The sequence below is a fragment of the Enorma sp. genome (assembly GCF_982429025.1).
Genome location: NZ_CEWCAA010000033.1, coordinates 1 through 24,577, shown reverse-complemented (window position 1 = coordinate 24,577; position 24,577 = coordinate 1). Strand labels below are relative to the sequence as shown.

Genomic DNA, 24,577 nt, shown 5'->3' with positions numbered 1-24,577 from the left:
TCCCCGCACACAATAGGGCGAGCAGGGGCGAAACCCGCCACATAGGACACAGATCGCAGACGGCTTTTCAACTTTTGGGCACTCAAACAGCGATGCGCCAAGTAGACAATGCAAAGCACGCATCAAACCCGCAGGTAAACGATGAGTGATAAACGACCATACTTGAAGGCCCGGGCTTAAAGTGCCCAAAAGTTGAAAATGCCTTTGCTCATGCGAACGCGAAGACTGATTCCGCGAAGCGGCGAGCGCCACAGGCCTGGCAACGCGCCGGACCGGGAACATACAAAGTCGCCCCCTTCCGCGCACGGTACGGAAGGGGGCAGAAAGGTAGGGTCTTACCGGGCATTCGCCCATGCGCATGTCCGGCTCGACGATACGCTTACCCGCTGCGAACCACAGGAGACAAGCGGTGCGCAGGGTTCACGTCGACTAGCGGTGAGAGAGGAGTGTAGAGCCGCTAGAGGACCATAATCGCAACGGTGCAGATGACCGCGGACACCACAGAGAGCACCACAACGATCTTCAGCGCAAACTTGAGCCAGGTGGTCCACTCGATACGAGCGAGCGCAAGGCCACCCATGATGGCGCCGGAGGTCGGGGTAAAGAGGTTCACCACGCCGATGGCCGAGCTGAAGATCATCACCATGACCTCAGGCGAGAAGCCGAGCTGAGCGGCCAGCGGGCCCATGATGGGCATGGACACCGTCGCCATACCGGAGGTCGAGGGGATGAGGAAGCTGAGGCCGAAGTAGAGAATCCATGCGAGCGGCGCGAAGAGGATGCCGGACACGCCGGAGAGCGCGTTTGCCGCCTGCGTGAGCACGTAGGTATCCAGGCCCGTCGCTGCCATGAGGACGGAGATGCCGCGCGCAAGCGCGATGATCAGCACGACGCTCATCATATCGGCGGCACCGGCGATGAAGGTGTTCACGATCTCCTTCTCGGAGAGGCCACCCACGATGCCGATGACGATAGCCATGATGAAGAACCACGTGGAGGCCTCATCGAAGTACCACTGGCCGATCGGGAGGCCGGTAACGATGGCAGACCAACCCTGCGAAGTCTGGACCTCGGACTCAGAGACGCCCTCGACGGTGCCGTCCATGGTGGTCACGGAACCGTTCGACTCGTCATAGGCAGCGGCGAGGTCGTCGCTCGTAATCTCAGTCTCAACGGTCTCATAGGCAGACCCGGCATCGAAGAAGCCGGCAACGTCGGCGTTGAGGTCGCCGATGGGGATGAAGCCCAAGATCATGATGACGAAGGTGAAGGCAAAGATCACGAGAACGCCCTTCTGGCGACCGGTGAGCTTGACGTCCTTGTTCACCTCGGCCGCAGCAGCACCGTGCGCCTCTTCGGCGTTCTGGAGCTCCTGCATGGAGAGGATGGTCGAGCCCTTGTCGGCCTTGACCTTCTTGGCATAGCTCATCACGAAGAAGATAGAGATCGCAGTCGTGGCGATCCAGAGGACCGCGCCGAGGCCGATGATGATGGCCTGGTTGACCTCAATGCCCACGCCGCGCAGAGAGTCCACCGCGGCGCCGACGGCGAACGGGTTCACCGTGGAGCCAAGGCAGCCGCAGCCAGCGCCCAGAAGGACCGTCGCGGCGCCCACGAGCGGGTCGAAGCCGGCGGCCATCATGGTGGCGGCAAGCAGCGCGTAGAACGGGACGGTCTCCTCGCACATACCATAGGTGGTACCACCGAGCGAGAAGATGATCATGAGAACGGGGATGATGGCGAGCTCGTTGCCCTTGAGCTTCTTAACGAGCACAGCGATGCCGTTATCGAGGGCACCGGTCTTGGTCATCATACCGAGGAAGCCGCCCAGGATCATCACGAAGAGGCAGACCGGAAGAGCATCGGTGAAGCCCTTGACGGGAGCGGTGAAGAAGTCGCTCAGCTTAGCCGCCGTTACCTGGTCGGGGGCAAACCCCGCCACGATAACGGTGATGACCGCCACGATGGCGAGCAGGAGAAGAAGAATGGTGAAGGACGATAGCATACCGCGCTTTTTCTTGGTAGCTTCAGCCATAATCATTCCCCTCCTTTCTGTGATTTGGAGAAGATGGTCGAAAAAGCGCCATGGCTGCCGTGCCGTGCTATCCAGTCATGACGCGGAGAGGACGTGCCCGGGCGCGGGGCACAGGTGCACCCGGGCAACGTCCGAACAGCCAAGACTACTTGAGCGTCGCGTACATCACGGCCTTGATGGTGTGCATGCGGTTCTCGGCCTCGTCGAAGACCTTGGACTGCGGGCCCTCGAAGACCTCGTCGGTGACCTCCATCTCGGTGACGCCGAACTTCTTGGCGATATCGGCGCCGATGGTGGTGTTGGTGTCGTGGAAGCTCGGGAGGCAGTGCAGGAAGATCGCCGAAGGATCAGCGAGGTCCATGAGCTCCTGGGTAACACGATAAGCCTCGAGCTGATTGATGCGCTCGGTCCAGACCTCGTCGGGCTCACCCATGGAGACCCACACGTCGGTGTAGATGACGTGAGCGCCGGTGCAGGCAGCCTTGGGATCCTCGGTGAGGGTGATGGTGCAGCCGTTGGCCTTGGCGATCGGCTCGCATGCATCGACGACATCGGAGGCGGGCATGCACTCCTTCGGGCCGCAGGCCACGAAGTTCATGCCGAGCTTAGCGCACACGACCATGAGGGAGCGGGCCACGTTGTTCTTGGCGTCGCCCATGAAGACGAGGGTCTTGCCCTTGATGTCGTAGTTGAAATTCTCCTGAACGGTCAGGATGTCGGCGAGCATCTGGGTGGGATGCCAGAGGTCGGTGAGGCCGTTCCACACCGGCACGCCGGACTTGGCGGCGAGCTCCTCGACGTCCTCCTGGGCGAAGCCACGGAACTCGATGCCGTCATACATGCGGCCGAGCACGCGGGCGGTGTCCTCGATGGACTCCTTCTTGCCCATCTGCGAGCTGCCCGGATCGAGGTAGGTCACGCCCATGCCGAGGTCCATGGCGCCGACCTCGAAGGCGCAGCGGGTGCGCGTGGAGGTCTTCTGGAACAGCAGGACGATGTTCTTGCCCTCGAGGTAGCGGTGCGGGGTGCCCGTGCGCTTGAGATCCTTGAAGTTACGGGAGAGCTTGAGCAGGTACTCGATCTCCTCAGTGGAGAAATCGAGCAGACGCAGGAAGCTGCGGCCGGAGAGGTTGACACCCATGGTTAGTCCTTTCGAATAGAAATCCGTGCATTGTGGGCACCACGTGCCCTTGATAGTAAGTATGACGGCGCCCCGGGCGCGGGGCGCCGTCAATATCCAACTGTTACAGGTCCTCGCGCCAGAACGGCATGCTCATGCAGCGCGGGCCGCCACGGCCACGGGAGAGCTCGGCCGAAGGCACGACGAGCAGCTCCATGCCCTCCTTGTAGAGGACGTCGTTGGTGACGTTGTTGCGCTGGTACACGCAGATCTTGCCAGGGGCGACGGCGAGGGTGTTGGAGCCGTCGTTCCACTGCTCGCGGGCAGCCGCGATCGGGTCGCCGCCACCGCAGGGGATGAGCTTCACGGCGTCGATGCCGAGCGCCGAAGCGAGCACGTGCTCGAGCGTATCGGTGGTCTCGGTGATGTCGACCTCGCCGGGGTTCTTGCCCGGGGTGAGCTTGTACACCTTGAGGGTGCCCATGATGGCGGGATGGATGGTGAACTTGTCGACATCGATCTGCGTGAACACGGTGTCGAGGTGCATGAAGGCACGGGACACGGGGATGTCGAACGCGAGGATCGTGTCGATCTTGGAGTCGGAGTTCCAGAACATGTTCTGCGCCATGACGTCGATGGCCGCAGCCTGGGTGCGCTGGGAGATGCCGACCGCGATGGTGTGCTCGTTGATGTTGAGCACGTCGCCACCCTCGGTGTGGAAGGAGGCATCGCGACGGAAGTACAGCGAGACATCCTTGTAATCGGGGTGATACTTGAAGATGTACTTGCCGTACAGGGTCTCGCGGTTACGGGTGACCGAGTACATACGGTTCAGGTTAACGCCGGTGCCCACCACGGCGAACGGGTCGCGCGTGAAGTAGAGGTTGGGCATCGGGTCGACGATGAGGTCGGACTCGCTCTCGGTGTTCACCAGGGAGTCGAGGGTCACCGAGCTCGTGTGCGGCATCTCGACCTCGGCCTTGGTGATACCGGCCATGGTCTTCTTGACGTACTCGAAATTGTCGGTGATGGAATCGAGGAGCTCGCTCACAGCCTGCGGGGCCATCTTACCCTTGATTCCGGCCTCCTCGAGCCACTGCTTCTGGAACTCAGCGCGCGCCTCGGGCACCGCGTCGAAGGCCTCAGCGACGAGCTTCTCGAGGTACAGCACCTCGACGCCCTGCTCGCGTAGGATCTCGGCGAAGCGATCATGCTCCTGCTGCGCGACCTCGAGGAACGGAACATCGTCGAAGAGCAGGCGCTCGAGCTCATCGGGCGGCAGATTGAGCAGCTCGTCGCCCGGGCGATGCAGGCAGACTTTCTTCAACTGCCCGATCTCGCTTGTTACATGCAAGCCTTTCGTCATGTCCTCCTACCTTTCTTTCTCGGCTGCCGGGCTATTCGCCCGCGCAGCCAGCCAAGCACCCGGGTGCCCGGGTGCTGTATGCACACAGCTATAGTTATATCCAATATTTCGACGTATGCCGAAAGCATCCGCCAACGGTATCAAATTAAAGGGGAACGGTATATCTCGTAATAATTGACACGTAGCTCACTTTGCTTAAATAAAGTGATTACGTGGGCAAATATTGACGCTATTTTTTCTTTCGTACATATCAAATGGATATTTTTGCTATTAATTTGCATATTGTTACTTCAGCTATAACGCACGGGCCATAGCTTCAGCAGGGAGTTGCCTTTCGTTTCATATTCATTCGTAAGTTGCTTTTATTCACATATTGCGGATTTTAGACCGTTTACGGACCGATTGGCACCGCTCGCCCACGGAACAGGTGCCGTTCACCGGTTTTTGCGTGCCGCGAACGGCAGGGCTCCGTTGCCCCCGGCACGCTGCCCCAAGACGTAAGCAGTTCATAAAGCTTTCGAAACGTCACTGCAATCATCTGCTAACACGTATAAAGTTAGCTGCATGCATATATACTGCGCGCGGGGGCGCGCTCATACCTAGATAACGGAGCAACCATGGCATCTTCCAAGGACGCAAAGGCCACCAAGGACGCTAAGCCGAAAGACCCCAAGAGGGATAAAGGCGCGAGGAAGCGCCGCAAGAGCGCCGAGGTCATCGACAAATCGTCGCGCTATGACTTCTCGTACACGCAAAACCGCGAGATCAGCTGGCTGCGCTTTGACGACCGCGTGCTCGAGGAGGCCTACGACGAGACGGTTCCTCTTTTCGAGCGCCTCAACTTCGCCGCAATCTTCCAATCGAACCTCGACGAGTTCTTCATGATCCGCGTGGGCGGCCTCTCCGACCTCGCTACGCTTAAGCGCCAGCCAGTCGACAACAAGAGCAACCTCACCCCCTCCGAGCAAATCGAGCTCATCTTCTCGAGCTTGCCGCCGCTCATCAAACGGCAGAACGACATCGTCGAAAAGATCGAAAGCGAGCTGCAGAGCTACGGCGTCTACCGCATCGGGGCGGACGATCTCACCGGAGACGAGCGCACGTTCGTGGAGGGGTACTTCCAGTCGTACGTGTCACCGGTCATCTCGCCGTTCGTGATCGATCCGCGGCACCCCTTCCCCAACCTGCGAAACGGCGCACTGTATATCGTCTGCGCCCTCGAAAGCGAGGAAGAGGAGAACCTCATCGGCCTCATCGAGGTCCCGGCCTCGATGAACCGCGTGGTAGCGATGCCCTCCGAGACGGGCACGTTCCGCTTCATCCTGCTCGAGGATGTCATCCTCGCCTGCCTTCCGAGCTGCTTCGGCGCGTATGCACCGGCCGGCCGTGCCGTGGTGCGCGTGACGCGCAACGCCGATATCGACCCCGACGGTGAGGGCGTCGAGGAAGACGAGGACTATCGCCAGCACATGAAGAAGATCCTGAAGAAGCGCCTGCGCCTCCAGCCGGTTGCCCTCCAGGTCCAAGGCTCGCTCGAAGCGACCACGCTCAAGAGCATCCGCAAATCGCTCGGGCTCCCGGCGCGCTCCGTGCTCTCTTACGCCACACCGCTCGACCTCGGCTATATCTACAGCGTCGAGAACCATCTGCCCAACCATCGAGCGGACCTGCTCTTCCCACCCTTCAAGCCGCAGACGAGCTCGATGTTCGACATGTCTCGCCCCATGCGCGAGCAGGTCATCGAAGGCGACAAGCTCCTGTTCTACCCGTATGAATCGATGAGCCCGCTGCTCGACCTCATGCATCAGGCAGCCTTCGACGACTCGTGCATTTCCATCAAGATCACCCTCTACCGCGTTGCGAAGCAGAGCCGCCTGTGCGAATCGCTCATCGATGCCGCCGAGAACGGCAAAGAGGTCACGGTGCTCATGGAGCTCCGCGCCCGCTTCGACGAGCAGAACAACATCGAGTGGGCAGAGCGCCTGGAAGAGGCGGGGTGCACCGTCATCTACGGTTCCGAGGGCTTCAAGTGCCACTCCAAGATCTGCCAGATCACCTATCGCGAGGGCATGGCGCTCACGCGCATCACGCTCCTGGGTACGGGCAACTTCAACGAAAAGACCGCGCGGCTGTACTCCGACTTCATGCTCATGACCGCCCACCCCGGCATCGGCGAGGATGCGAACGCGTTCTTCCGCAACCTGGCGCTTGGCAACCTCTCCGGCGACTATCGCTACCTGGGAGTAGCGCCGGCAGGCCTGAAACCGCTCATCATGAACGGGCTGAACCGTGAAATCGACCGCGCCCGCGCAGGCGAGCCTGCACGCGTCTTCTTCAAGATGAACTCGCTCACCGACCGTGAGGTCATCGACAAGATCGCCGAGGCCTCGCAAGCGGGCGTCGAGGTGGAGATGATTATTCGCGGCATCTCGTGTTTGCTGCCGGGCATCGCGGGCAAGACCGAGAACGTGCACATTCGCTCCATCGTCGGGCGCTTCCTGGAGCACGCCCGCGTGTACTCCTTCGGCATTGACAACGATATCGTGTACCTTTCTTCCGCCGATATGATGACGCGCAACACCGAGCACCGCGTGGAGATTGCCTACCCCGTGCTCGACGCCACCTGCCGCGAGATGGTACAGAGCTATATGCACGCTCAGCTGGAAGACAACGTGAAGGCGCGCGAGCTCTCGAATACGGGTACCTGGGAGAAGATTGAGCGCAGCGATGATGCCATGCCCTTCAACTCGCAGGAATACCTGCTTAAGCATGCCTATGCGCGAGCAGCCGCGGCAGCGGAGCGGAAGCACAAGGAAGAAAAGCAGGCGGAGCCTCAGGTAGCCGAGAGCCAGGAAGACTACGAGGCAGCGAAGGCGGTGCTTGCTGCGGCCGCGCGCGCGGTGGCGCAGCAGAAACGAGAGGCAGCAGCCGTGGCAGCTGCCGACGCTCGCGTCGCGCCGTCCGACGGCACTGGCACCGGCGCCGAAGCCGCCGGCATCGACGGCGCTCAAGCAGCAACGGCGCCTGCCACGGCGCCCGCATCTACCGCAGAGGCGGACGGCGCGTGCATCGACCCCGCGATAGGTCACGTAGCCGAACGCTCCTCTGCTGCAGAGCAAGCTGCGCAGGAAGCCGAAGCGGTTTCCGATCGTCATACGACGTCGCAATCGGCGGACGTTGCGCCCGAACCGCCCGCGGCAGCAACCGAACCATCTTCCGGCGCCGAGCCGAAGGCGACCCCCGTAGCACCGCCCGCAACCACCCAAAAGGCGCAAGCGACCAGCGTGAAAGCAACGGTTATAGACCCCGAAGACGAGCATAGTGAGCAGGCAAAAGCCTCCAGCTCGGCTCGTTTTGCCGCCACCACTACGCTTGCCAAGCGCAAGCCCGGCCGCTTCCGCGCAGGCCTCGCCCTTATCGGCATCGGCCTCAAAACGCTTTTCGTGGGCACGCCCGAAGAGCGCGGCAAGTAGGCGTACAGAGCCGAGCGCTATCGGAAGCGACCCGGCGCCCATGCCGAGAGCCAAACCGATAGTGGTGCTTTCGAGCGCGATCGGAAACGCTGGAAGACATGACCTGATCGTCGTACGCCAACGAACGCGTTTGCCGCATACACCAACCCGAGCGCCCGCCGCAAACCCCCCCTTATCTTCACGGGGTTTGCCGCGGGCGCTCGCATAAGCGAAGCATTGGCTCAGGCGGAACGCACTGGAATGAATGCCGGGCCTCCCAGTTTTTGAGCGCCCAACACCCGCGTGCGATACGTGGTGTCCTTGCCGTTCCAAATGATCGACCGCAAGGCCATCCGATGAGCCGCAAAACGATTCTCTTATTTAATGCCCACACACTTCTATTTAATGCCCTCCCACCTTTTCGATTTCTAGCCAAAAATGCGCTAAGTCGGTCTTTGCTCCTGCGATAACGAAGGTGCCTTCCGCCCACCGCCCTGATAAAGGGGTTGGAAGCAAACCGTCTACCAGGGCGACAAGGATTTCGCACCGCCGTTTCCCACACAAAAAGACCGACTTAGCGCATTTTTGGATACTAATTCGCCAATAGCGGGTGCATTAAATTCTATTTCCATGGCAATCGCGCTGCGCTAGCACCACCGGTGCCTGCACCCGCATTCGCAACATGTGGATGAAGGCCTGCGATTCGAGAGGAGCCGCGCGCACCGGCAACCCTAACCGCTGCTTTCAGCTACACTTTTGACGAACGATACGATCGAAGGGGTTTCATGAGGCTCACCATTGAACGCATGGGTTACGGTGCCGATGGCATCGCGCATACCGACGAAGGCAAGACGGTCTTCGTTGCTGGCGGCGTCGTCGGCGACGTGGTAGATGCCGAGCTAACTTCAGATGGTCCATCGTTCTCGCGAGCCCGAGCCACCAATATCATCGAACCATCCGGGATGCGCGTCACGCCACCCTGCCCCTTCGTGGGTGTTTGCGGTGGCTGCCCTTGGGGAGCGCTCGGTCGAGAGACCCAGTTGCACGCTAAAGAAGAAAACCTGCGCTCGGCGCTCCAGCGCATAGGCCACTTCACCCCCGAAGAAATCAACGACCTCGTGCAGCCGATTCGCTACACGAAGGATGCATGGGGCTACCGCAACAAGGTCGAGCTCGGCGTGCACAGCGAAAACGGTCGCCTTCGACTTGGGATGCATGGCATCGACCCCGACCAGGTCATCAAGGTTGATCGGTGCCTCCTATTCGAGAGCACTGCGTCCAAGGCAATCAAGGCGGTCACGGGCGCCCTCTCCTATCTCGGTAATTCGCGCGACCTCAACCTTGAGCGCGTGGGCATTCGAGCGAGCCGGCGCACCAAAGCGCTCGAAGTTGCGCTCTGGACCCCAACGGGCGGGTTCCCGCGTGCCCACGTGGCACGCGTGCTCGATGACGCCGTCAAACCCACGAGCGTCGTCCGCGTACTCACCAAGGGGGACCGCGCGGCACGGCGCGTAGAGAAAAACGAGCTTCTCGCTGGCCAGGGGTCTTGGACAGAGCGGATCGGCGAGGAAACCATGCGCATCTCCGCGCCCTCATTTTTCCAGGTCAACACTGCTGCAGCCGAGCTGCTCATCGAGCTTGTCGTCGACGCCCTCAAGCCCGGGCCCGACGACGTTGCGCTCGATCTGTATTGCGGTGCGGGTACGTTCACGCTGCCGCTCGCACGCCGGTGCAGCTGGGTCGCAGCGGTCGAATCATACGGCCCCGCCGTTCGGGACCTGCGCCGCAACATCGAGCGCGCCGGACTCGACAACGTCGACGCGATCGGAGGCGACGCGGTGCGCGAATTCCCCGGCGACGATGCCGACGTGCTCGTGGTCGACCCCCCGCGCGCCGGCCTTGCGGCCGAAGCCATCGAGCTCATCGCTGGCACCTCCGCGCGCGACGTCGCTTACGTATCCTGCGATCCGGCGACGCTGGCGCGCGACCTCGCCCGTTTCCGCGAAGACGGAACGTTCAAGGCGACGGCGATCACGCCGGTAGACCTTTTCCCGCAAACGTATCACTGCGAGACTGTCGTGCACCTTTCGCGAGCCTAGCACTGCGTCCATACGGTAGGCTCATCGCCGCATCTCGTGTCTTGCGCCCGCGCAGTTCGGGTATAACTCGTCTGAAATCTGCGAAGATCGCAGGACGCATACGTTTGAAGGGAGCCCCTATGAGCGCAGTCGCCGTGCTCGTTGCCGATGGATTTGAAACAATCGAATGTCTCACGATGGTCGATGTGCTTCGGCGAGGCGGCGTGCGCGTCTCCCTCGTGTCAACCATGTCGACTCGCGACGCCGTGAGCTCGCAGCAGATCGAAATCACCTGCGACTGCACCCTCGAAGAGGTCGACTTCGACGACTATGACTACATCGTGCTTCCCGGCGGCCTGCCCGGCGCGACCAACCTGCGCCGTGACGAGCGCGTGTGCAACCTCGTGCGCGAGTTTGCCACGAAAAAGCATGTCGCCGCAATCTGCGCCGCCCCCTCCATTCTCGGCGAGCTCGGGCTTCTGGTCGGACGCCGTGCCACCTGCTTCCCCGGTTTCGATAAGAGTTTCCCCGCAGGCACGTTTGCGGGCGAAAAGACCGTCATTGTAGACGGCAACATCATCACCGCGTCCGGCATGGGCCAGGCACTGCCGTTCGCACTCGCCGTGCTCGGCGATATCGCCGGTGAGCGAGCCGTAGAGAAGGTGCGCGAGGGCATCCAGCTATGATCCTCGCCTCGCAATCTCCGCGCCGCATCGAGCTCATGCGGGAGGCCGGCTATGCCTGCACGGTTAAACCTGCAGACATCGACGAGACACCGCGTCCCGGAGAGCACCCCCTTGCCCTCGTGGAGCGCCTTGCCCGCTCGAAGGCGCAGGCCGTAGCCAGCGAGATGGCTGCCCCCGGCGAGCTCGTAATCGCCGCCGATACCATCGTTACCATCGATGGCGAGATCTTGGGCAAGCCACGCGACACCGAAGATGCCAAACGGATGCTCCGCTTGCTTTCGGGGCGGACTCACCAGGTAGCAACGGGCGTCTGCATTGCCACGGGCGAGCTCCGAAAGACCGAGCCTCCAGCCTCCGGGCCGCGGGACGCACACGAAGGCACGCCGCCTGCAACAGAAATCGATTCGTTCGTCGCCGTCACCGACGTCTCGTTCTACCCGCTCTCCGAAGCTCACATCGAGGCGTATGTGGCAAGCGGCGAACCCATGGACAAGGCCGGGGCTTATGGAATCCAGGGCGCCGGGGGGCGGATGCTCGTTCGAGGTATTCGAGGCGATTACTACAACGTCGTCGGACTTCCCATCGCCGAGTTGGCCAGGCATCTTGGCCCCCGCATCACGCTTCCATAACGAGCGCGCTCACACCGCGAAAGGACGAATATGATGGCATCTGAGCACTACCGTCCCATTCCCATCAGCAGCATCGAAGGGTTCCGCATCGGCCACTTTACGAATCGGGACGCCGCCACGGGATGCACCGTCATCGTTGCAGAACAAGGTGCCACGGGAGGCGTCGACGTGCGCGGCGGAGCACCGGCTTCACGCGAAACCGACCTGCTTCGCCCCGAGAACACGGTCGATGTCGTGCATGCCGTCTGCCTATCCGGCGGCTCAGCCTTCGGCCTCGAGGCTGCATCGGGCGTGGCACGCGAACTCGAGGCTCGCGGTATCGGGCTCGATGTCGGCCCGACGCGAGTGCCCATCGTGTGCTCGAGCTGCATCTTCGACCTCGCATTCGGCGATGCGAGTGTCCGTCCCGGCGTTCAGGAGGGCATCAGCGCGACCCGTGCAGCCCTCGACGGTGACAGCACCTGTGTTCCCGAGGGCACGGTGGGAGCCGGAACCGGAGCCACGGTGGGCAAGCTCCGCGGACCGAGCATGCTCATGAAGGGCGGCCTCGGCGCACGTGCCATCGAACTCGGCCTGCTTCGCGTTGGCGCCGTCGCCGTCGTCAATCCCTGCGGTAACGTCGTTGATCCGCGCACCGGTTCCTTCATCGCGGGCATGCGCAGCGCACCGGACAGCCTCGAGATCGTCAGCATGGAAGAAGCCATGCTCGCTGACTCAGACGGCCTCTCCATGCCGCTCGACCGCACCAACACCACCATCTCGTGCATCATCACCAACGCCCGGCTTACCAAGGCCCAGGCAACCAAAGTCGCGCAGATGGTTGCCGACGCCTACGCGCACACAATCCGTCCTACGCACACCTCGAATGACGGCGACACCATCTACGTCCTCGCCTCCGGGGAACTTGGGTGCATCGATATTCCCATCGACCTCATGGGCCTCGCCGCCACCCGCGCGCTCGAAGAGGCCATCTGCGCCGGATGCATGACCGCTGACGGAATTCATGGCGCCCCTTCGTATAAAGATGTAGCCAAATCCGTATCATAATGAATATTGAGGCAACCTTTTAGCACGTTACAGCAGTACTAAAAGTGGTTGCCTGTATTTTTGGACGGATTGGGAGCTTGCCATGGACCAGACGAACGAGACCGCCACGACCGCGCCGCACAAGAAGGGCATCGGGCTCATAGGCCTCATCGCGCTCGTCATCTCCTCCTCGATCGGCTCGGGCGTCTTCGCCCTCTCGACGGATATCTCTGCCGCCGCAGCACCCGGTCCCGCCATCATCGCATGGCTTATCACCGGAATCGGTTTCATCGCGCTTGCCAACACATTCGGCAAGCTCTCCCTCGCACGCCCCGACCTTGACGGCATCGTCGCCTACGCCCGAGAGGGCTTCGGCCCCTTCGTCGGATTTGTTTCCGGATGGGGCTACTGGCTTTCCATCTGGATTGGCAACGTCGCGTTCGGCGTCATGCTCGCCACCGCCATCGGCTACTTCTTCCCGCCGTTCGCCGGCGATCTAACCGTGGGCGCGGTGGTGTTCATCTCCGTGGTGAACTGGCTCATCGTGCTCTTGGTGAATCACGGCATCGAAGAGGCTTCCGTGGTAAACGCCATCGTGATGATCTGCAAGCTCGTCCCCATCTTCGTGTTCATCGTCGCGATGCTGCTCATGTTCAGCTTCGATGTCTTCACCGCCGATTTCTGGGGAACCCTCGCCAACAACCTTGGCGGACCCGATGCCCCCGGAAGCGTGGGCTCCCAGATCATCAACTGCTTCATGGTCATGATGTGGGTGTTCGTCGGCATGGAGGGCGCGAGCGTGCTCGGGCACCGCGCCGAGCGCAAAAGCGATGTGTCGCGCGCGACGATTCTCGGGGTGACGGCGCTCGTTGTCATCTACGTTGCGGCATCGGTTCTCCCCTACGGCTACCTCACGCGCGACGAGCTGCTGCAGATGGGGTCTCCGTCCATGGCCCACATCTTCCAAGAAGTCGTCGGGCCCTGGGGCGGCGCCTTCATCTCGGGCGGGCTCGTCATCTCGATCTTCGGCGCCTGGCTCTCCTACACCATCCTCGCCTCGGAGGCCATGAATCGCATGGCGCGCATGGAACTGCTCCCCCGCTCGTTCGGAAAGCTCAACGCCCACAACGCGCCCACGATCTGCCTCATCGTCACCGGATGCATGATCCAGCTGCTCTCGATCGTGATGCTGTTCTCGGAAGCGGCGTACCAGTTCGCCTATTCCCTCTGCACCGCCTCGATTGTCATCTCATGGGCGCTCGCATCAGCCTATATGGTCAAGCTTGCGAAGCATCGCGATGTCGAGCATGCCGGGCCGGCGCTCGCCCTTTCGGCGTTTGCCACCGCCTTCCTCGTCGTAGCCATCCTGCTTGCAGGCGTAGACCTGCTTATGCTCTGCTGTATCGCCTATGTACCAGGCCTTGCGTTCTACGTTAAGGCCCGCCGCGATTATGGCCATGCGACCATCATGACCGGCCGAGAGAAGCTGCTTGCCGCCTTCATTGTCGTCGTCGCCGTCATCGCCGTGGCGCTCCTCGCCACCGGGTACATCACGATCTAGCGAAAACGCCAGACAGCGGGCGATGTCCGGGGCATCCTACCGCCCAAATCTGCGCAAGTGCATATCGAGCAGGTGCCCGGGCATATCGTTCCGCGCGCAGTTACGCAGAAGGCCCGGCGCTGCCGGGCCTTCGAGTATGTTTGAGCACGGGACGATATACCCGGGCACCGACGGGAGCGATATTAATTGAATTTGAAGATCTTGCTCGCTGCGCGATAGAGCCCGATCGAGGCCTTCTCCCCCGCCTTCGTGGGCAGGTTCGTGCCGATGCCCAAGATGCCACAGCGCGCATGGCGGTACATGCGCTCGTCGTACTCCTTGAGCTCGGCCCAGAGGCGCTTGTTCTCCTCTTTCCAGCGATCCTCCTCCGAAAGCTTGGAGAAGATGGAGCACACCGACATCATCATGGTGAAATACCCCATCATATAGGACGCAAGGCGCGGTTCCTTCACGTCGGTATAGAGGTGATACGCGTTCATCATGATGCGCGTGATGCGGAACTGCTGGTCGAGACGGCGAATCATGGTCGCCTCGTTCACGCTCTGCCCCTCGCGCCCGATGAAGTAGCGATAGAGGTCGATATCGGCGTAGTACATGGTCTTGCAGTGCGGCAGCGGCACGTAGGCATAGATGTTATCCACGTAGAACGTGTGAGCCGGAAGCGGTAGGTTGGCCTCGCGCAGCACGTCGACCCGGTAGCAAAGACTGTGCATGAGCAGGTTCTGGTCGGGGCGGAAATATCCGATCTTATCCCACGTGAAGACCTTCTTACGGGGCAGGGCACCGTGGTAGCTGATGGTCACGTGCTTGCCTTCGTAAACCTTCTCGTACACGTAATTCGAGATGAAGAGGTCAACGCGCATGTCGCGCTCTTCGAAACCGCGCAAGAGGCTCAACATGGTGGAAAGCGCCGCAGCGTCGAGCCAGTCGTCGGAGTCGACGACCTTGTAGTACGTACCCTGCGCCTCGCGCAGGCCGGCGAGCAGCGCGATGCCATGGCCACCGTTTTCCTGGTGAACCACCTTGATGATGCTCGGATAGCGCGCGGCCCATTCATCGGCCTTGGCGGGCGTCTCGTCCTTACTGCCGTCGTCGACGATGATGATCTCGATGTCTTCGGCAAAATTGCTCCCCTCGAGAATCGAGGTGATGCAATGGTCCATGTCGGCGGCAGAGTTGTAGCAGGGAATACCGAAAGAGATGATTTTATGCATGGCAGGAAATGATTTCGTCGGAGAGTTCGAGGGCAGAATCGGTCACCGCGTCCATGTCGTAGTAGCGGTACTCGGCAAGGCGACCGACCGGATGGAAGTTCGTGAGGTTCTGGACACGCTCAAGGTAGCGCTCGTACAGTGCGCGGTTCTTAGAATCGATGATCGCGTAGTAGGGCGTCTGGCCGCTGCCCGGCTCGTAAGCGTGGCTGAACTCCTTCATGATGGTGGTCTTTCCAGGAACCACCTGACCGGTCATGTTCTTGAACTCGGTGATGCGGGTGAAATCCTCGCTCGTGGTGTAGTTCACCGTGCCAACGGGCTGGAACTGGTCCTGCTCGAGCGTCTCGAACTGCATATCGAGCGTACGGTACGGAAGCGCGCCAAGGTCGAGGTTGAAGAGCTCGTCGAGGGGACCGGTATAGACGATCTCGCCGCCATAGACCTTGCCGCAAACGCTCACGTTGTTCTCATCGAGCGTGAAGATATCGCGGGCGTCGACGCCAACGAACACGTCGATGAGGTCGTGGTCGAGCATATGCTCGAACAGAACGGTGTAGCCATCCTCGGGCATGCCCTGATAGGGAGCCTGCGGGAAGTAGCGGTCGTCATCGCCGATGAACACGGGAACGCGGCCGGTCACCGACGGATCGATCTGGTCGGGCGTTTGGCCCCACTGCTTCATCGTGTAATAGAGGAAGACGTTCTCGTAGACATAGTCCGCGACCTCCTGGAGGTCCGGATCGTTCTTCTGGCGGAGCTCCATGATGGGGACCTTCTTGTCCTCACCGAAGGTGTCAACGAGCTTGCGATACAGTTCTTCGCCACGGTCTTCGCCGAACGCGAGCTTGAGGCTCGTGTGGTTGAAGGGAACGGGCATAAGGGTGCCGTGGATGTTGGCAAGCACCTTGTGCTGGTAATCCGTCCACTTGGTAAAGCGCGAGAGGAACTCGTGCACGCGCTCGCTGTAGGTGTGGTAGATGTGCGGACCGTACTTGTGGACGAGGATGCCCTCGTCGTTCACGTAGTCGTAGGCGTTGCCCGCGATGTGCTCGCGGCGCTCGAGCACCGCGACGCGAAATCCAGCGCCCTCCGCCACACGGCGCGCGCATACCGAGCCGGCGTACCCGGCACCCACCACGATCATGTCGTACGCATCGGGGTTGAAGGTTGCCGGAAGACCGTTAGAGATCTGCATACATGCTCCTTGCAGGGTTTTTCTGACTGCGATCGATTGCCGATCCGTCAATTATCTAAGCGATTATAGCGCTCAGCGCCCTATAATGGTCATGCCACACAAGGAAAGCTCAACATGCCGCGGCAATGGAGGCAATCGCTCGGTTCGACGACCGAGACGGTGCCCGTCGTGGGTGCCGAGCCTGAAACTCGAGGAGAACTATGAGTGACTTCCTAGACCGCATGAAGCAGACGGCGAAGCAGGATCTGAAGACCATCGTGCTGCCCGAGGGCGAGGACCCGCGCACCATCGAGGCCGCCAAAAAGATCATTGCGGAGGGCCTGGCCAATATCGTGATCCTGGGCGACCCCGCCGAGATCGACGCGCCCGGCGCGCAGATCATCAACCCCAAGAGCCCCACGGCCCCCAAGCATGAGACCTATGCGCAGAAGTTCGCCGAGCTTCGCGCGAAGAAGGGGGTCACCATCGAGCAGGCCCGCGCGCAGATCATGGATAACACCTACTACGGCACCATGATGGTGAAGATGGGCGACGCCGACGGCCTCGTCTCGGGCGCGTGCCATTCTACCGCCGATACGCTGCGCCCCGCCCTTCAGATCCTGAAGACCGCCCCCGGCACCAAGCTCGTGAGCGCCTTCATGGTCATGTGCACCCAGACGCCGGACTTCGGCGCCAACGGCACCGTGATCTTCGCCGACTGCGGCCTCAACATCGCCCCCACCTCCGATGAGCTCTCCGAGATCGCCATCGCCTCCGCCCACTCCTGGAAGACCTTCATGGGCGAGGTCGAGCCCAAGGTAGCGCTCCTCTCCTATTCCACGATGGGGTCGGCTGGCGGCGATACCGCCAAGAAGGTGCAGGAAGCCGTTGCCTTCTGCAAGGAGAAGGCACCTGAGATCGCTATCGACGGAGACCTGCAGCTCGATGCCGCCATCGTTCCCAAGGTGGCCGAGCTCAAGGCCCCCGATTCGACGGTTGCCGGGTCGGCAAACGTGCTGGTGTTCCCCGATCTTGCCGCTGGCAACATCGGCTATAAGCTCGTGCAGCGCTTCGGCCAGGCCGAGGCCTACGGCCCCATCCTGCAGGGCATCGCCAAGCCGGTGAACGACCTCTCTCGCGGCTGCTCCGCCGACGACATCGTGGGCGTGGTGGCGATTACCTGCGTGCAGGCGCAGCTGAGCGCGTAGGCTCCCGACGCCCTCCCGGTGGTTGTCCGCTCGCTGGTCCTCGGAATTCGGCGCGCCGAATTCCTGCGGAATCGCTCGCAGACAACCACCGGGAGGGCTGCACCCACGACTCAGCGCTGTAGGGGTGAGAGACTGAGAGGGAGCTGGACCCTGCTTTTCAAGGCGGAGCCTTGAAAAGGGCGGGATCGTGCGTGGGTAACAAACCAGATTGTTGATGCAGAGCCTATGGACTTATGAGGCCGTATTTGGTTTTGATGCGCTCGATTTTCTGTTGCATGGGAACGCCGAGCACGAAGAGGAAAAAGACGCTCGCGGCTGCATGGACGAGGTCGAAGGGCAGTGCGCTCGCATAGCACGCGATGATCGCCGCCGGGGTGAGCGGCATGCCCATGATGAGAAGCGATCCCAGGTTGATCACGCCCCCATACAGCACAAACGTCGAAATGCCTCCATATACGCAAAGCGCACCGCGCGTAGGCTTGAGGGGCCCCTTGTAAAAGAGCAGGCCCGCAACGAAGCCCACGATGCCGAAGCAGAACATCTGCCATGGCGTATACGGGCCCTGTCCGAAGAAGAAGTTGGATACGAATCCGGCAACGGCGCCTACGAGAAAACCTGACTCCCCGCCAAAGCAGGCACCGGCTATCACCACGATAGCGCAGACCGGCTTGAACTGCGGCAGGAAGAAGAACGCGACGCGCCCCGCCACGGCAAGCGCCGAAAGGGTAGCCAGCACCACGAGCTCGCGCGCTTGGGAACGCCTGCGCTCGAATACCACGAAGAAGGGGATCATCGTACCCACGATGATGAGCAATGCAACGAGATAATAGAGGCGCCATTCAACATCGACGCCGGCCACGCTGAACGAGATGCCTGCCGTCTGCAGGCGAACGCCGCTCGCCAGCAAAAAGGCAAAAAGCGCAACGATGACGCCGAGCGCGACCAAGGTACGCCAGTTCCGCGGCGTCTTGCGCTCTTCTCGCCCCGATGGCGCCCCTATCGTATCTGACAAGCTCGAATCACATCCTCATCGATGATGGCGGCGGGCACGATACCGCGCGCCATGCGGTTCGCCGCGGTCGTGTAGAAGCTGTTGCCCGCGAAGAAGGATCGAGTCAGCGCCGTATGGACGATCTCGCCCGCGAACATCAGCGAGCATGCATCGGCATTCCGCGCACAGAACTCGATATCGTGAGAAACCATGATGATGGTTACCCCATCGTCTTGCAAGCAATGGATGATCTGGGCAAGCTTGCGCTTGAACGGAGCGTCAAGCCCCTTCGTGGGCTCGTCGAGCAAGAGCACGCGCGGGGCCTGGAGCAAGATCTTGGCGAGCGCGACGCGCTGCTGCTCCCCACCCGAGAGATCGAAGGGGTGTTTGTCAAGCAGGTGCTCGATCTCTACGAGCTCGCATACGCGGCGCACCTCTGCCGCTTGAGCCGTGGTATCCAGCGCCGGCGAGAGCATCTCCCCCACGTCGAACCCGACGGTCCGCTCAACGAAAAGCGCTTGGGGGTTCTGCGGCATCACGCCAAGCAGCCCCTTGTAGCGCTCCCGTGCAGGAATCTTGCGCACGGGGCGGCCGTCCACGAGCACCTTCCCCCGGTACGGGCGGTCGAGACCGGCAACGACCCCCAGCATCGTCGATTTACCGGCGCCGTTTGCCCCCACGATGCAATGCCAGGAGCCGCGATCCACCGCGAGCGTGCAGCCACGCAAAACGTCGTCTCTGCCCTTCTCGTACCGGAACCACACCTCCCTGAGCTCGACCATGGGGCGCTCCGAAGAACGACGCGGCGCTTCAGGGACCTCGACATCCCCATGAAGCTGATGCTGAACCAGCCACGACCGACCGTCGCGCACGGTAAGCGGCACGTGTTCGGAATCGCGAAGGGAAGCACCCTCCACCGCGGCGCACACCCGCGCGGCAGTCGGCATCGCCTGGAACATATCGCTACCCGCCGCGGCGAGCGCGCGGCAAACGGCACGCGGTTCGTCGTAGGCGAGCACGCGCCCGCCCTCAAGCGCAAGCACCCGGTCGGCCCACGGCAGTGCCTCCTCTAGCCGCTGCTCAGAGAGCACGACCGTCGTTCCAAGCTCCCTGTTGATTCGACGAAGCGTGTCGAAGAACTCCGTTGCCGCCATGGGGTCGAGCTGCGCAGTCGGCTCGTCGAGCACGATCAGACGAGGCTGGAGCACCATCACGGCGGCGAGATTCACAAGCTGCTTCTGCCCGCCCGATAAGCTCGATGCCTCCTCATCGAACCAGTCCTGGATTCCGAAGAAACTCGCCATCTCGGCGACGCGCAAGCGAATCTGGGGTCCCGGAACGCCAAGGTTTTCAAGCCCGAACGCAAGCTCATGGGCAACGGTATCGCAGACGAACTGGCTATCGGGGTCCTGGAGCACGAAGCCGATCTCGGCTGCCTGGCGGCGCTCGTCCACCTCTTCTATGGGAGTGCCGAAGAACGCAACACCACCCGTGCGCTCACCGTGGGGGGCGAGCGAAGCCTTCATATGACGAAGCAGGGTCGATTTGCCGGACCCAGAGCGGCCGCACACCACAACGAAGTCTCCTGAGGCAACCGAGAACCGCACATCGAGCAGTGCAGGCTCCTCGCAACCCGGATACGTGAACGTTAAGCCCGTGACATCGAGCGCGCCCATGCGAGCCCCTCCCAACAATCGAGAGCAAACGGAAGCAGGCAGAGCAGGCCCCAGACAGCGTACACGAAACCCTCCGGCGCGCCAGCAGCGGGAAGAACGATTGCCGGAAGGTACGAAACGGCTGTAGCTCCCGCCAGGGACCCCGCAAGCACGAGGGCCTCTGCAATCGCGATAATCGAGGCGACCACGCCGTCGCGCACGGTGAAACGGTACGCCGCGCAGCGCGTGCGCCCCGGCAAACCGTACCCGCGCGAACGCATGGAATCGGCAGCGTCGACGGAGCTCTCCAGCGCCCAGCTCGTCAAGATGGAGATGACCTTGAGGCCGCGGCGCGCCCGCTCCACGACGGTCCCCTCTCCCACGTCGCAGCCAACACCTCGCTGAGCGCGGATGATAGCATGGGCGCGGGCGCCCAGGTGCGGAACGAGCCGGACCACCATCGTGACGAGCAGGGCGAGCGAGGGCGCAATCCCGCCAAAGAGATAGAGCACCGCGTCGGAAGCCATTACCCTGTTACAGCAGTAGAACCACGTGATGACCGAGACGAACATACCGCCTGCGGCGAGACCGTAGGCAATCGACTCCAACGTGAGCGGCGCGCCGAGCACCGTGGCAAGCACGGTGTCCCCGGCATGGTTGACCACGGGATTGAGCACCGCGAACAGCACCAGCATGGGAACTGCCGCCGTGAGTACGAACCGGAGGGCGCGCCGCCGGCCAAGATAGAGCGCATATGCGGTTGCAGAGAGCAGCGAGATGGCCAGGCACACCGGATGCATGATGAACATACTCGACACGATGACGCCGGCAAAATAGAGCATGAGCACACCCGGGTGAAGCGTCGAAAACACGTCTCTCATTCCTGACCTCCCATCTCCGCATGATAGACAAGGGGTCTGCAAGCATAACGCATGCAGACCCCTGCAAACAATTCCATGAGCTCGCGCACGCCGAACGTTAACCGCTGGACGTCCTACGCGGCCGCCCTGTGAGATGTGCCGGCTAGCCCAGCAGCGCCTCGACGTCGAGGGCGATCATAAGCTCCTCGTTGGTGGGCACCACGAGCACCTTGACGGCAGAGTCGGGCGCAGAGATAACGCGCGCGTCGTCGGACTGGATCTCGTTGAGCTCGGGGTCGATCTTCACGCCCAGCCAGCCGAGCAGGTCGCAGACCTTGTAGCGGATCTCGGACGAGCCCTCGCCGGTACCCGCCGTGAAGGCGATCGTATCCATGCCCTGCATCGATGCGGCCATCTCGGCGATGAGCTGAGCGCAGCGATAGTTGTACATGGAGATGGCCATGATGCACTTCTCGTCGCCATCGTGCTCGGCGGCGCGAATATCGCGCGAATCGGAGGAAAGGCCCGAGACGGCGAGCAGGCCGGACTGCTTGTTCATCATGGTGTCGATCTCATCGATGGACATGCCGGCCTCGCGGTAGAGATAGAAGACCGTCGCAGGGTCGAGGGTGCCGCAGCGCGTTCCCATGATGAGGCCGTCGAGCGGGGTGAGGCCCATGGTGGTGTCCATGCAACGGCCGTCCTCGATGGCGCAAAGCGACGCTCCCGATCCCAAATGGCAGCTCACGAGCTTGCGGGTGGAACCGCCCGTGAACTCGTTGACCGTACGCCAGATATAGCGATGGCTCGTGCCGTGCGCGCCGTACTTGCGGATGTGGTACTTCTCAACCACATCGCGCGGAAGGGCGTAGCGCCATGCGTGCTCGGGCATGTTGTAGTGGAATGCGGTGTCCGGCACGATCACGTTGCCAAGCTCGGGATACATGTCGCGGCAGATCTCGATGACGTCGGCCTCCGCATAGTTGTGGAGCGGCGCGAGGGGCGCGACCTCGCGAACCTGGGCGAGCGTCTCGTCGGTCACGACAGCCGACTCGGGGAAGTACCAGCCGCCCTGGACCACGCGGTGGCCGATGCCCTCGATCTTGACGTCAACGCTTTTGAGCAGCTTGAAGATCTCCTGCAAAGCGGTGCGGTGATCCGGCAGCTCGACCGGGGTCTTGGCCTTGGGGCCACCATGCTCGCTATGGCCGATGAACGACCCATCGATTCCGATGCGCTCGGCGTTGCCCTTGGCAAACACCTCACGCGTCTTGGTATTGAGCAGCTGGTATTTAAGCGATGAGCTGCCTGCGTTGATAACGAGAACGTTCATGTGACTCCCTCTGGTCGGGCGGTTGGACCGCATATAGACGCTGCATAGGATTAATCATACCCCGAATCACCATCGGGGCGGCGGCTAGAGAAGCCCTTCGCCAAGCGGCTTTCCGCCGAGAACATGCATGTGGAAGTGCATGACCGTCTGCCCGGCATCCGCACCCTTGTTGGTAATGACACGGAAGCCGTCGGTAAGCCCCTTCACGCGCGCCACCTCATCGATGGCATGGGTCATGGCAGCGAGCGTTTCCGCCGGCACGCCGTCCGTGATATCCCGGTAGTGATCCTTGGGAATTACCAGCGTGTGCACGGGAGCCTGAGGAGAAAGGTCATCGAACGCGATGACCAGATCGTCCTCGTACACGATGGTCGAGGGAATCTCGTGGGACGCGATTTTGCAGAAGATGCAGTCGGTGTCGGTCAAAGCGAGCTCCTTTCGAAATGGGTCCCAGTGCGGCCCCGTTGCTCCCATTGTAGCGCGCCGCGCCTGCCTCGCAGGGCAAGCTAGAAGCTCAGCTTGTCGTCGATAGAAGCTGCGTCGGCGGGCACGAGGGTATCCGTGCCATCAACGTCCTGAAGAAGGATGGAGACCTTCTGCTCGGCCTCGCTCAAGCGGCTGCGAAGGCTCTTCAGCAACTCGACGCCGCGCGTATAGCTCTCAAGCGACTCCTCGAGCTCCATATCGCCGGACTCAAGGGAGCGAATGATTCGCTCGAGTTCCTGCGAAGCCTCTTTGTAGGTCAGCTCCTCGACCTTTTTCTGCTCTGCCATAGCCGTACCTTTCTATTCGTGCCGGGATGCCCGCGCATCGAGCATCTCCACCTTTGTTACCGATCCATACACGTCGCCGTCTGCCATGCGCACGCGAACAGGCGCACCCGGCTCAAACGAGGCGGCACTGGTGGCCACGCCAGATTCCCCGTAGGCGATGGCGTACCCGCGCGCAAGGACCTTGAGGGGTGAAAGCGCCTCGAGCGAAGCCGCGCTGGACGCAAGCTCTGCCGACCGTGCTCGCAGCAGGCTGCGGCCCTGATTGACCAGGCGTTCCGATGCGAGCGCAAGCGCATGGCCGCGCACCTCGAAGCCCGATGTGCTCGCAGCCAGGCGGTCGGCGGTCTGCGCGAGCTCGGCGCGCCGGCGCTCCACGATAGCTTGAGGGCTCTTGAGGCAGGGGCGCGATGCGGCCGCGTCGAGCGCGGCGCCGAGCCCCTTGAGCCGCGAGGCCATGGCGTTCGATATGCGCCCGTCCAGGCCCTCGATCTGCACGCGGGCGCCCTCGACCCTCGATGACGCCGCGAGCGCGAGACGATGCCCGCGCGACGAAAGGAGGTCCGCTAGGTCGCTCATGGCAGGGGCCACCGACTCCGCCGCAGCGGTGGGCGTCGAGCAGCGCCGGTCGCTCACCATATCGCAGATCGAGGTATCCGGCTCGTGCCCGATGCCCGTCACAACCGGAACGGGACACGACGCCACCGCACGCGCGAGCGCCTCGTCGTTGAAGGTCATGAGGTCCTCGTAGGATCCGCCGCCGCGAACGAGCAGGATGCAATCGGGGGCGGGCCTCATGGCCGCCGCGCGCCCTAGGCCCGATATGAGCTCGGCAGGCGCCCCCTCACCTTGGACCTTGGCTCCGACGCACACAAGCTCCACCAACGGGTTGCGCCGACGGAGCGTGCGCTTCACGTCGTCGATCACCGCCCCCGAAAGCGACGTGACCACGGCCACGCGCGTGCAGAACGCAGGGATGGGGCGCTTGCGGGCCTCGTCCATAAGGCCTTCGCGGCGAAGCTTCTCGGCAAGCGCAGCCACCTGCTGACGCAGCAGCCCCTCCCCCGCCAGCGAGAACGTCTTTGCCACGAAGCTCATGCGCCCCGTGGGCTTGTACAGGTTGAAGTTGCCCGTGAACTGGACCTGCATGCCGTCGCGCAGGTCGAAGGACCGCTTCCCGTACACACCGCGCCAGATGATGCAGTCGACCGCCGCACCGTCATCCTTGATCTGGAAATAGCAGTGACCGCTTCGTGCGTTAGGGCCGCGAAACCCCGTGACCTCACCTATGACGGTTAGCGTCGGCAGCGCGTCAAGCGCGCCGGCAGCAAGCTCGACGGCCTGCGATACCGAGAGCGCCTCATCGTCGCGGCTGGCGGCAGCTGGGGTATCCGGGCCCTCCCACGGAAAGCCCCCCTG

19 protein-coding genes are annotated in these 24,577 nt (G+C 62.0%); 7 read left to right on the top strand and 12 right to left on the bottom strand.

The window, feature by feature from the left end; translation table 11 throughout:
* Window positions 1-457 precede the first annotated feature (457 nt).
* From AC1VS5_RS06640 to arcA, 3 genes are all read right to left on the bottom strand, one after another.
* Entirely contained in the window at window positions 458-2,035 is a 1,578-nt protein-coding gene (locus tag AC1VS5_RS06640; protein WP_303213811.1) for a YfcC family protein, read from the bottom strand.
* A 145-nt stretch (window positions 2,036-2,180) separates the two neighbouring features.
* On the bottom strand, window positions 2,181-3,176 hold the full coding sequence (gene argF, locus AC1VS5_RS06635; RefSeq protein ID WP_019128523.1) for an ornithine carbamoyltransferase: 996 nt from the start codon (window positions 3,174-3,176) through the stop codon (window positions 2,181-2,183).
* A 103-nt stretch (window positions 3,177-3,279) separates the two neighbouring features.
* Entirely contained in the window at window positions 3,280-4,521 is a 1,242-nt protein-coding gene (gene arcA / locus AC1VS5_RS06630) for an arginine deiminase (RefSeq protein ID WP_144687765.1), read from the bottom strand.
* A 617-nt stretch (window positions 4,522-5,138) separates the two neighbouring features.
* Between arcA and ppk1 the strand changes: the two genes are divergently transcribed.
* The 6 genes from ppk1 to AC1VS5_RS06600 all read left to right on the top strand — a co-directional run bounded on the left by ppk1 (window position 5,139) and on the right by AC1VS5_RS06600 (window position 13,953).
* A complete protein-coding gene (gene ppk1, locus AC1VS5_RS06625) occupies window positions 5,139-7,994 on the top strand; it encodes a polyphosphate kinase 1 (protein ID WP_481218124.1) in 2,856 nt (951 codons plus the stop codon).
* A 764-nt stretch (window positions 7,995-8,758) separates the two neighbouring features.
* The gene (rlmD, locus tag AC1VS5_RS06620) at window positions 8,759-10,072 is read left to right on the top strand and encodes a 23S rRNA (uracil(1939)-C(5))-methyltransferase RlmD (RefSeq protein WP_481218123.1); all 1,314 of its coding nucleotides are present in this window, start codon (window positions 8,759-8,761) and stop codon (window positions 10,070-10,072) included.
* A gap of 119 nt (window positions 10,073-10,191) precedes the next feature.
* Window positions 10,192-10,737, top strand: coding sequence for a DJ-1 family glyoxalase III (locus AC1VS5_RS06615; RefSeq protein WP_019128527.1), 546 nt, complete (start codon window positions 10,192-10,194; stop codon window positions 10,735-10,737).
* Window positions 10,734-11,366, top strand: a complete 633-nt coding sequence (locus AC1VS5_RS06610; protein ID WP_481218122.1) for a Maf family protein — start codon at window positions 10,734-10,736, stop codon at window positions 11,364-11,366. The genes AC1VS5_RS06615 and AC1VS5_RS06610 overlap by 4 nt, the downstream gene beginning before the upstream one ends.
* A gap of 30 nt (window positions 11,367-11,396) precedes the next feature.
* On the top strand, window positions 11,397-12,413 hold the full coding sequence (locus AC1VS5_RS06605; protein WP_481218121.1) for a P1 family peptidase: 1,017 nt from the start codon (window positions 11,397-11,399) through the stop codon (window positions 12,411-12,413).
* Window positions 12,414-12,495: 82 nt separating this feature from the next.
* A complete protein-coding gene (locus tag AC1VS5_RS06600; RefSeq protein WP_481218120.1) occupies window positions 12,496-13,953 on the top strand; it encodes a basic amino acid/polyamine antiporter in 1,458 nt (485 codons plus the stop codon).
* A 182-nt stretch (window positions 13,954-14,135) separates the two neighbouring features.
* On the opposite strand, the gene AC1VS5_RS06595 is transcribed toward AC1VS5_RS06600, so the two are convergent.
* Window positions 14,136-15,167: a glycosyltransferase family 2 protein gene (locus AC1VS5_RS06595; protein ID WP_087186007.1), complete on the bottom strand. Its 1,032-nt coding sequence runs from the start codon at window positions 15,165-15,167 to the stop codon at window positions 14,136-14,138.
* Window positions 15,160-16,362: a UDP-galactopyranose mutase gene (glf, locus tag AC1VS5_RS06590; protein ID WP_481218119.1), complete on the bottom strand. Its 1,203-nt coding sequence runs from the start codon at window positions 16,360-16,362 to the stop codon at window positions 15,160-15,162. Before glf ends, AC1VS5_RS06595 begins: the two co-directional genes overlap by 8 nt.
* A gap of 200 nt (window positions 16,363-16,562) precedes the next feature.
* On the opposite strand from glf, the gene pta reads away from it, so the two are divergent.
* A complete protein-coding gene (gene pta / locus AC1VS5_RS06585; protein ID WP_481218118.1) occupies window positions 16,563-17,549 on the top strand; it encodes a phosphate acetyltransferase in 987 nt (328 codons plus the stop codon).
* A gap of 223 nt (window positions 17,550-17,772) precedes the next feature.
* Here pta and AC1VS5_RS06580 read toward each other — a convergent pair whose 3' ends face one another.
* The 7 genes from AC1VS5_RS06580 to xseA form a co-directional block, all read right to left on the bottom strand.
* Window positions 17,773-18,561: an ECF transporter S component gene (locus AC1VS5_RS06580; protein WP_481218117.1), complete on the bottom strand. Its 789-nt coding sequence runs from the start codon at window positions 18,559-18,561 to the stop codon at window positions 17,773-17,775.
* Window positions 18,546-20,216 (bottom strand): ABC transporter ATP-binding protein, encoded by a 1,671-nt coding sequence (locus AC1VS5_RS06575; RefSeq protein ID WP_481218116.1) that lies wholly within the window; start codon window positions 20,214-20,216, stop codon window positions 18,546-18,548. Before AC1VS5_RS06575 ends, AC1VS5_RS06580 begins: the two co-directional genes overlap by 16 nt.
* The gene (locus AC1VS5_RS06570) at window positions 20,189-21,076 is read right to left on the bottom strand and encodes an energy-coupling factor transporter transmembrane component T (RefSeq protein WP_481218115.1); all 888 of its coding nucleotides are present in this window, start codon (window positions 21,074-21,076) and stop codon (window positions 20,189-20,191) included. Before AC1VS5_RS06570 ends, AC1VS5_RS06575 begins: the two co-directional genes overlap by 28 nt.
* Before the next feature lie 142 nt (window positions 21,077-21,218).
* Window positions 21,219-22,388 carry an acetate/propionate family kinase gene (locus AC1VS5_RS06565; protein WP_481218114.1) on the bottom strand — a complete coding sequence of 390 codons (1,170 nt, stop codon included), beginning with the start codon at window positions 22,386-22,388 and terminating at the stop codon, window positions 21,219-21,221.
* An 84-nt stretch (window positions 22,389-22,472) separates the two neighbouring features.
* Window positions 22,473-22,862, bottom strand: a complete 390-nt coding sequence (locus tag AC1VS5_RS06560; protein WP_481218113.1) for a histidine triad nucleotide-binding protein — start codon at window positions 22,860-22,862, stop codon at window positions 22,473-22,475.
* Window positions 22,863-22,894: 32 nt separating this feature from the next.
* A complete protein-coding gene (gene xseB / locus AC1VS5_RS06555; RefSeq protein ID WP_481218112.1) occupies window positions 22,895-23,161 on the bottom strand; it encodes an exodeoxyribonuclease VII small subunit in 267 nt (88 codons plus the stop codon).
* A 12-nt stretch (window positions 23,162-23,173) separates the two neighbouring features.
* A partial coding sequence (xseA, locus tag AC1VS5_RS06550; protein ID WP_481218111.1) for an exodeoxyribonuclease VII large subunit occupies window positions 23,174-24,577 on the bottom strand: 1,404 nt, incomplete at its 5' end.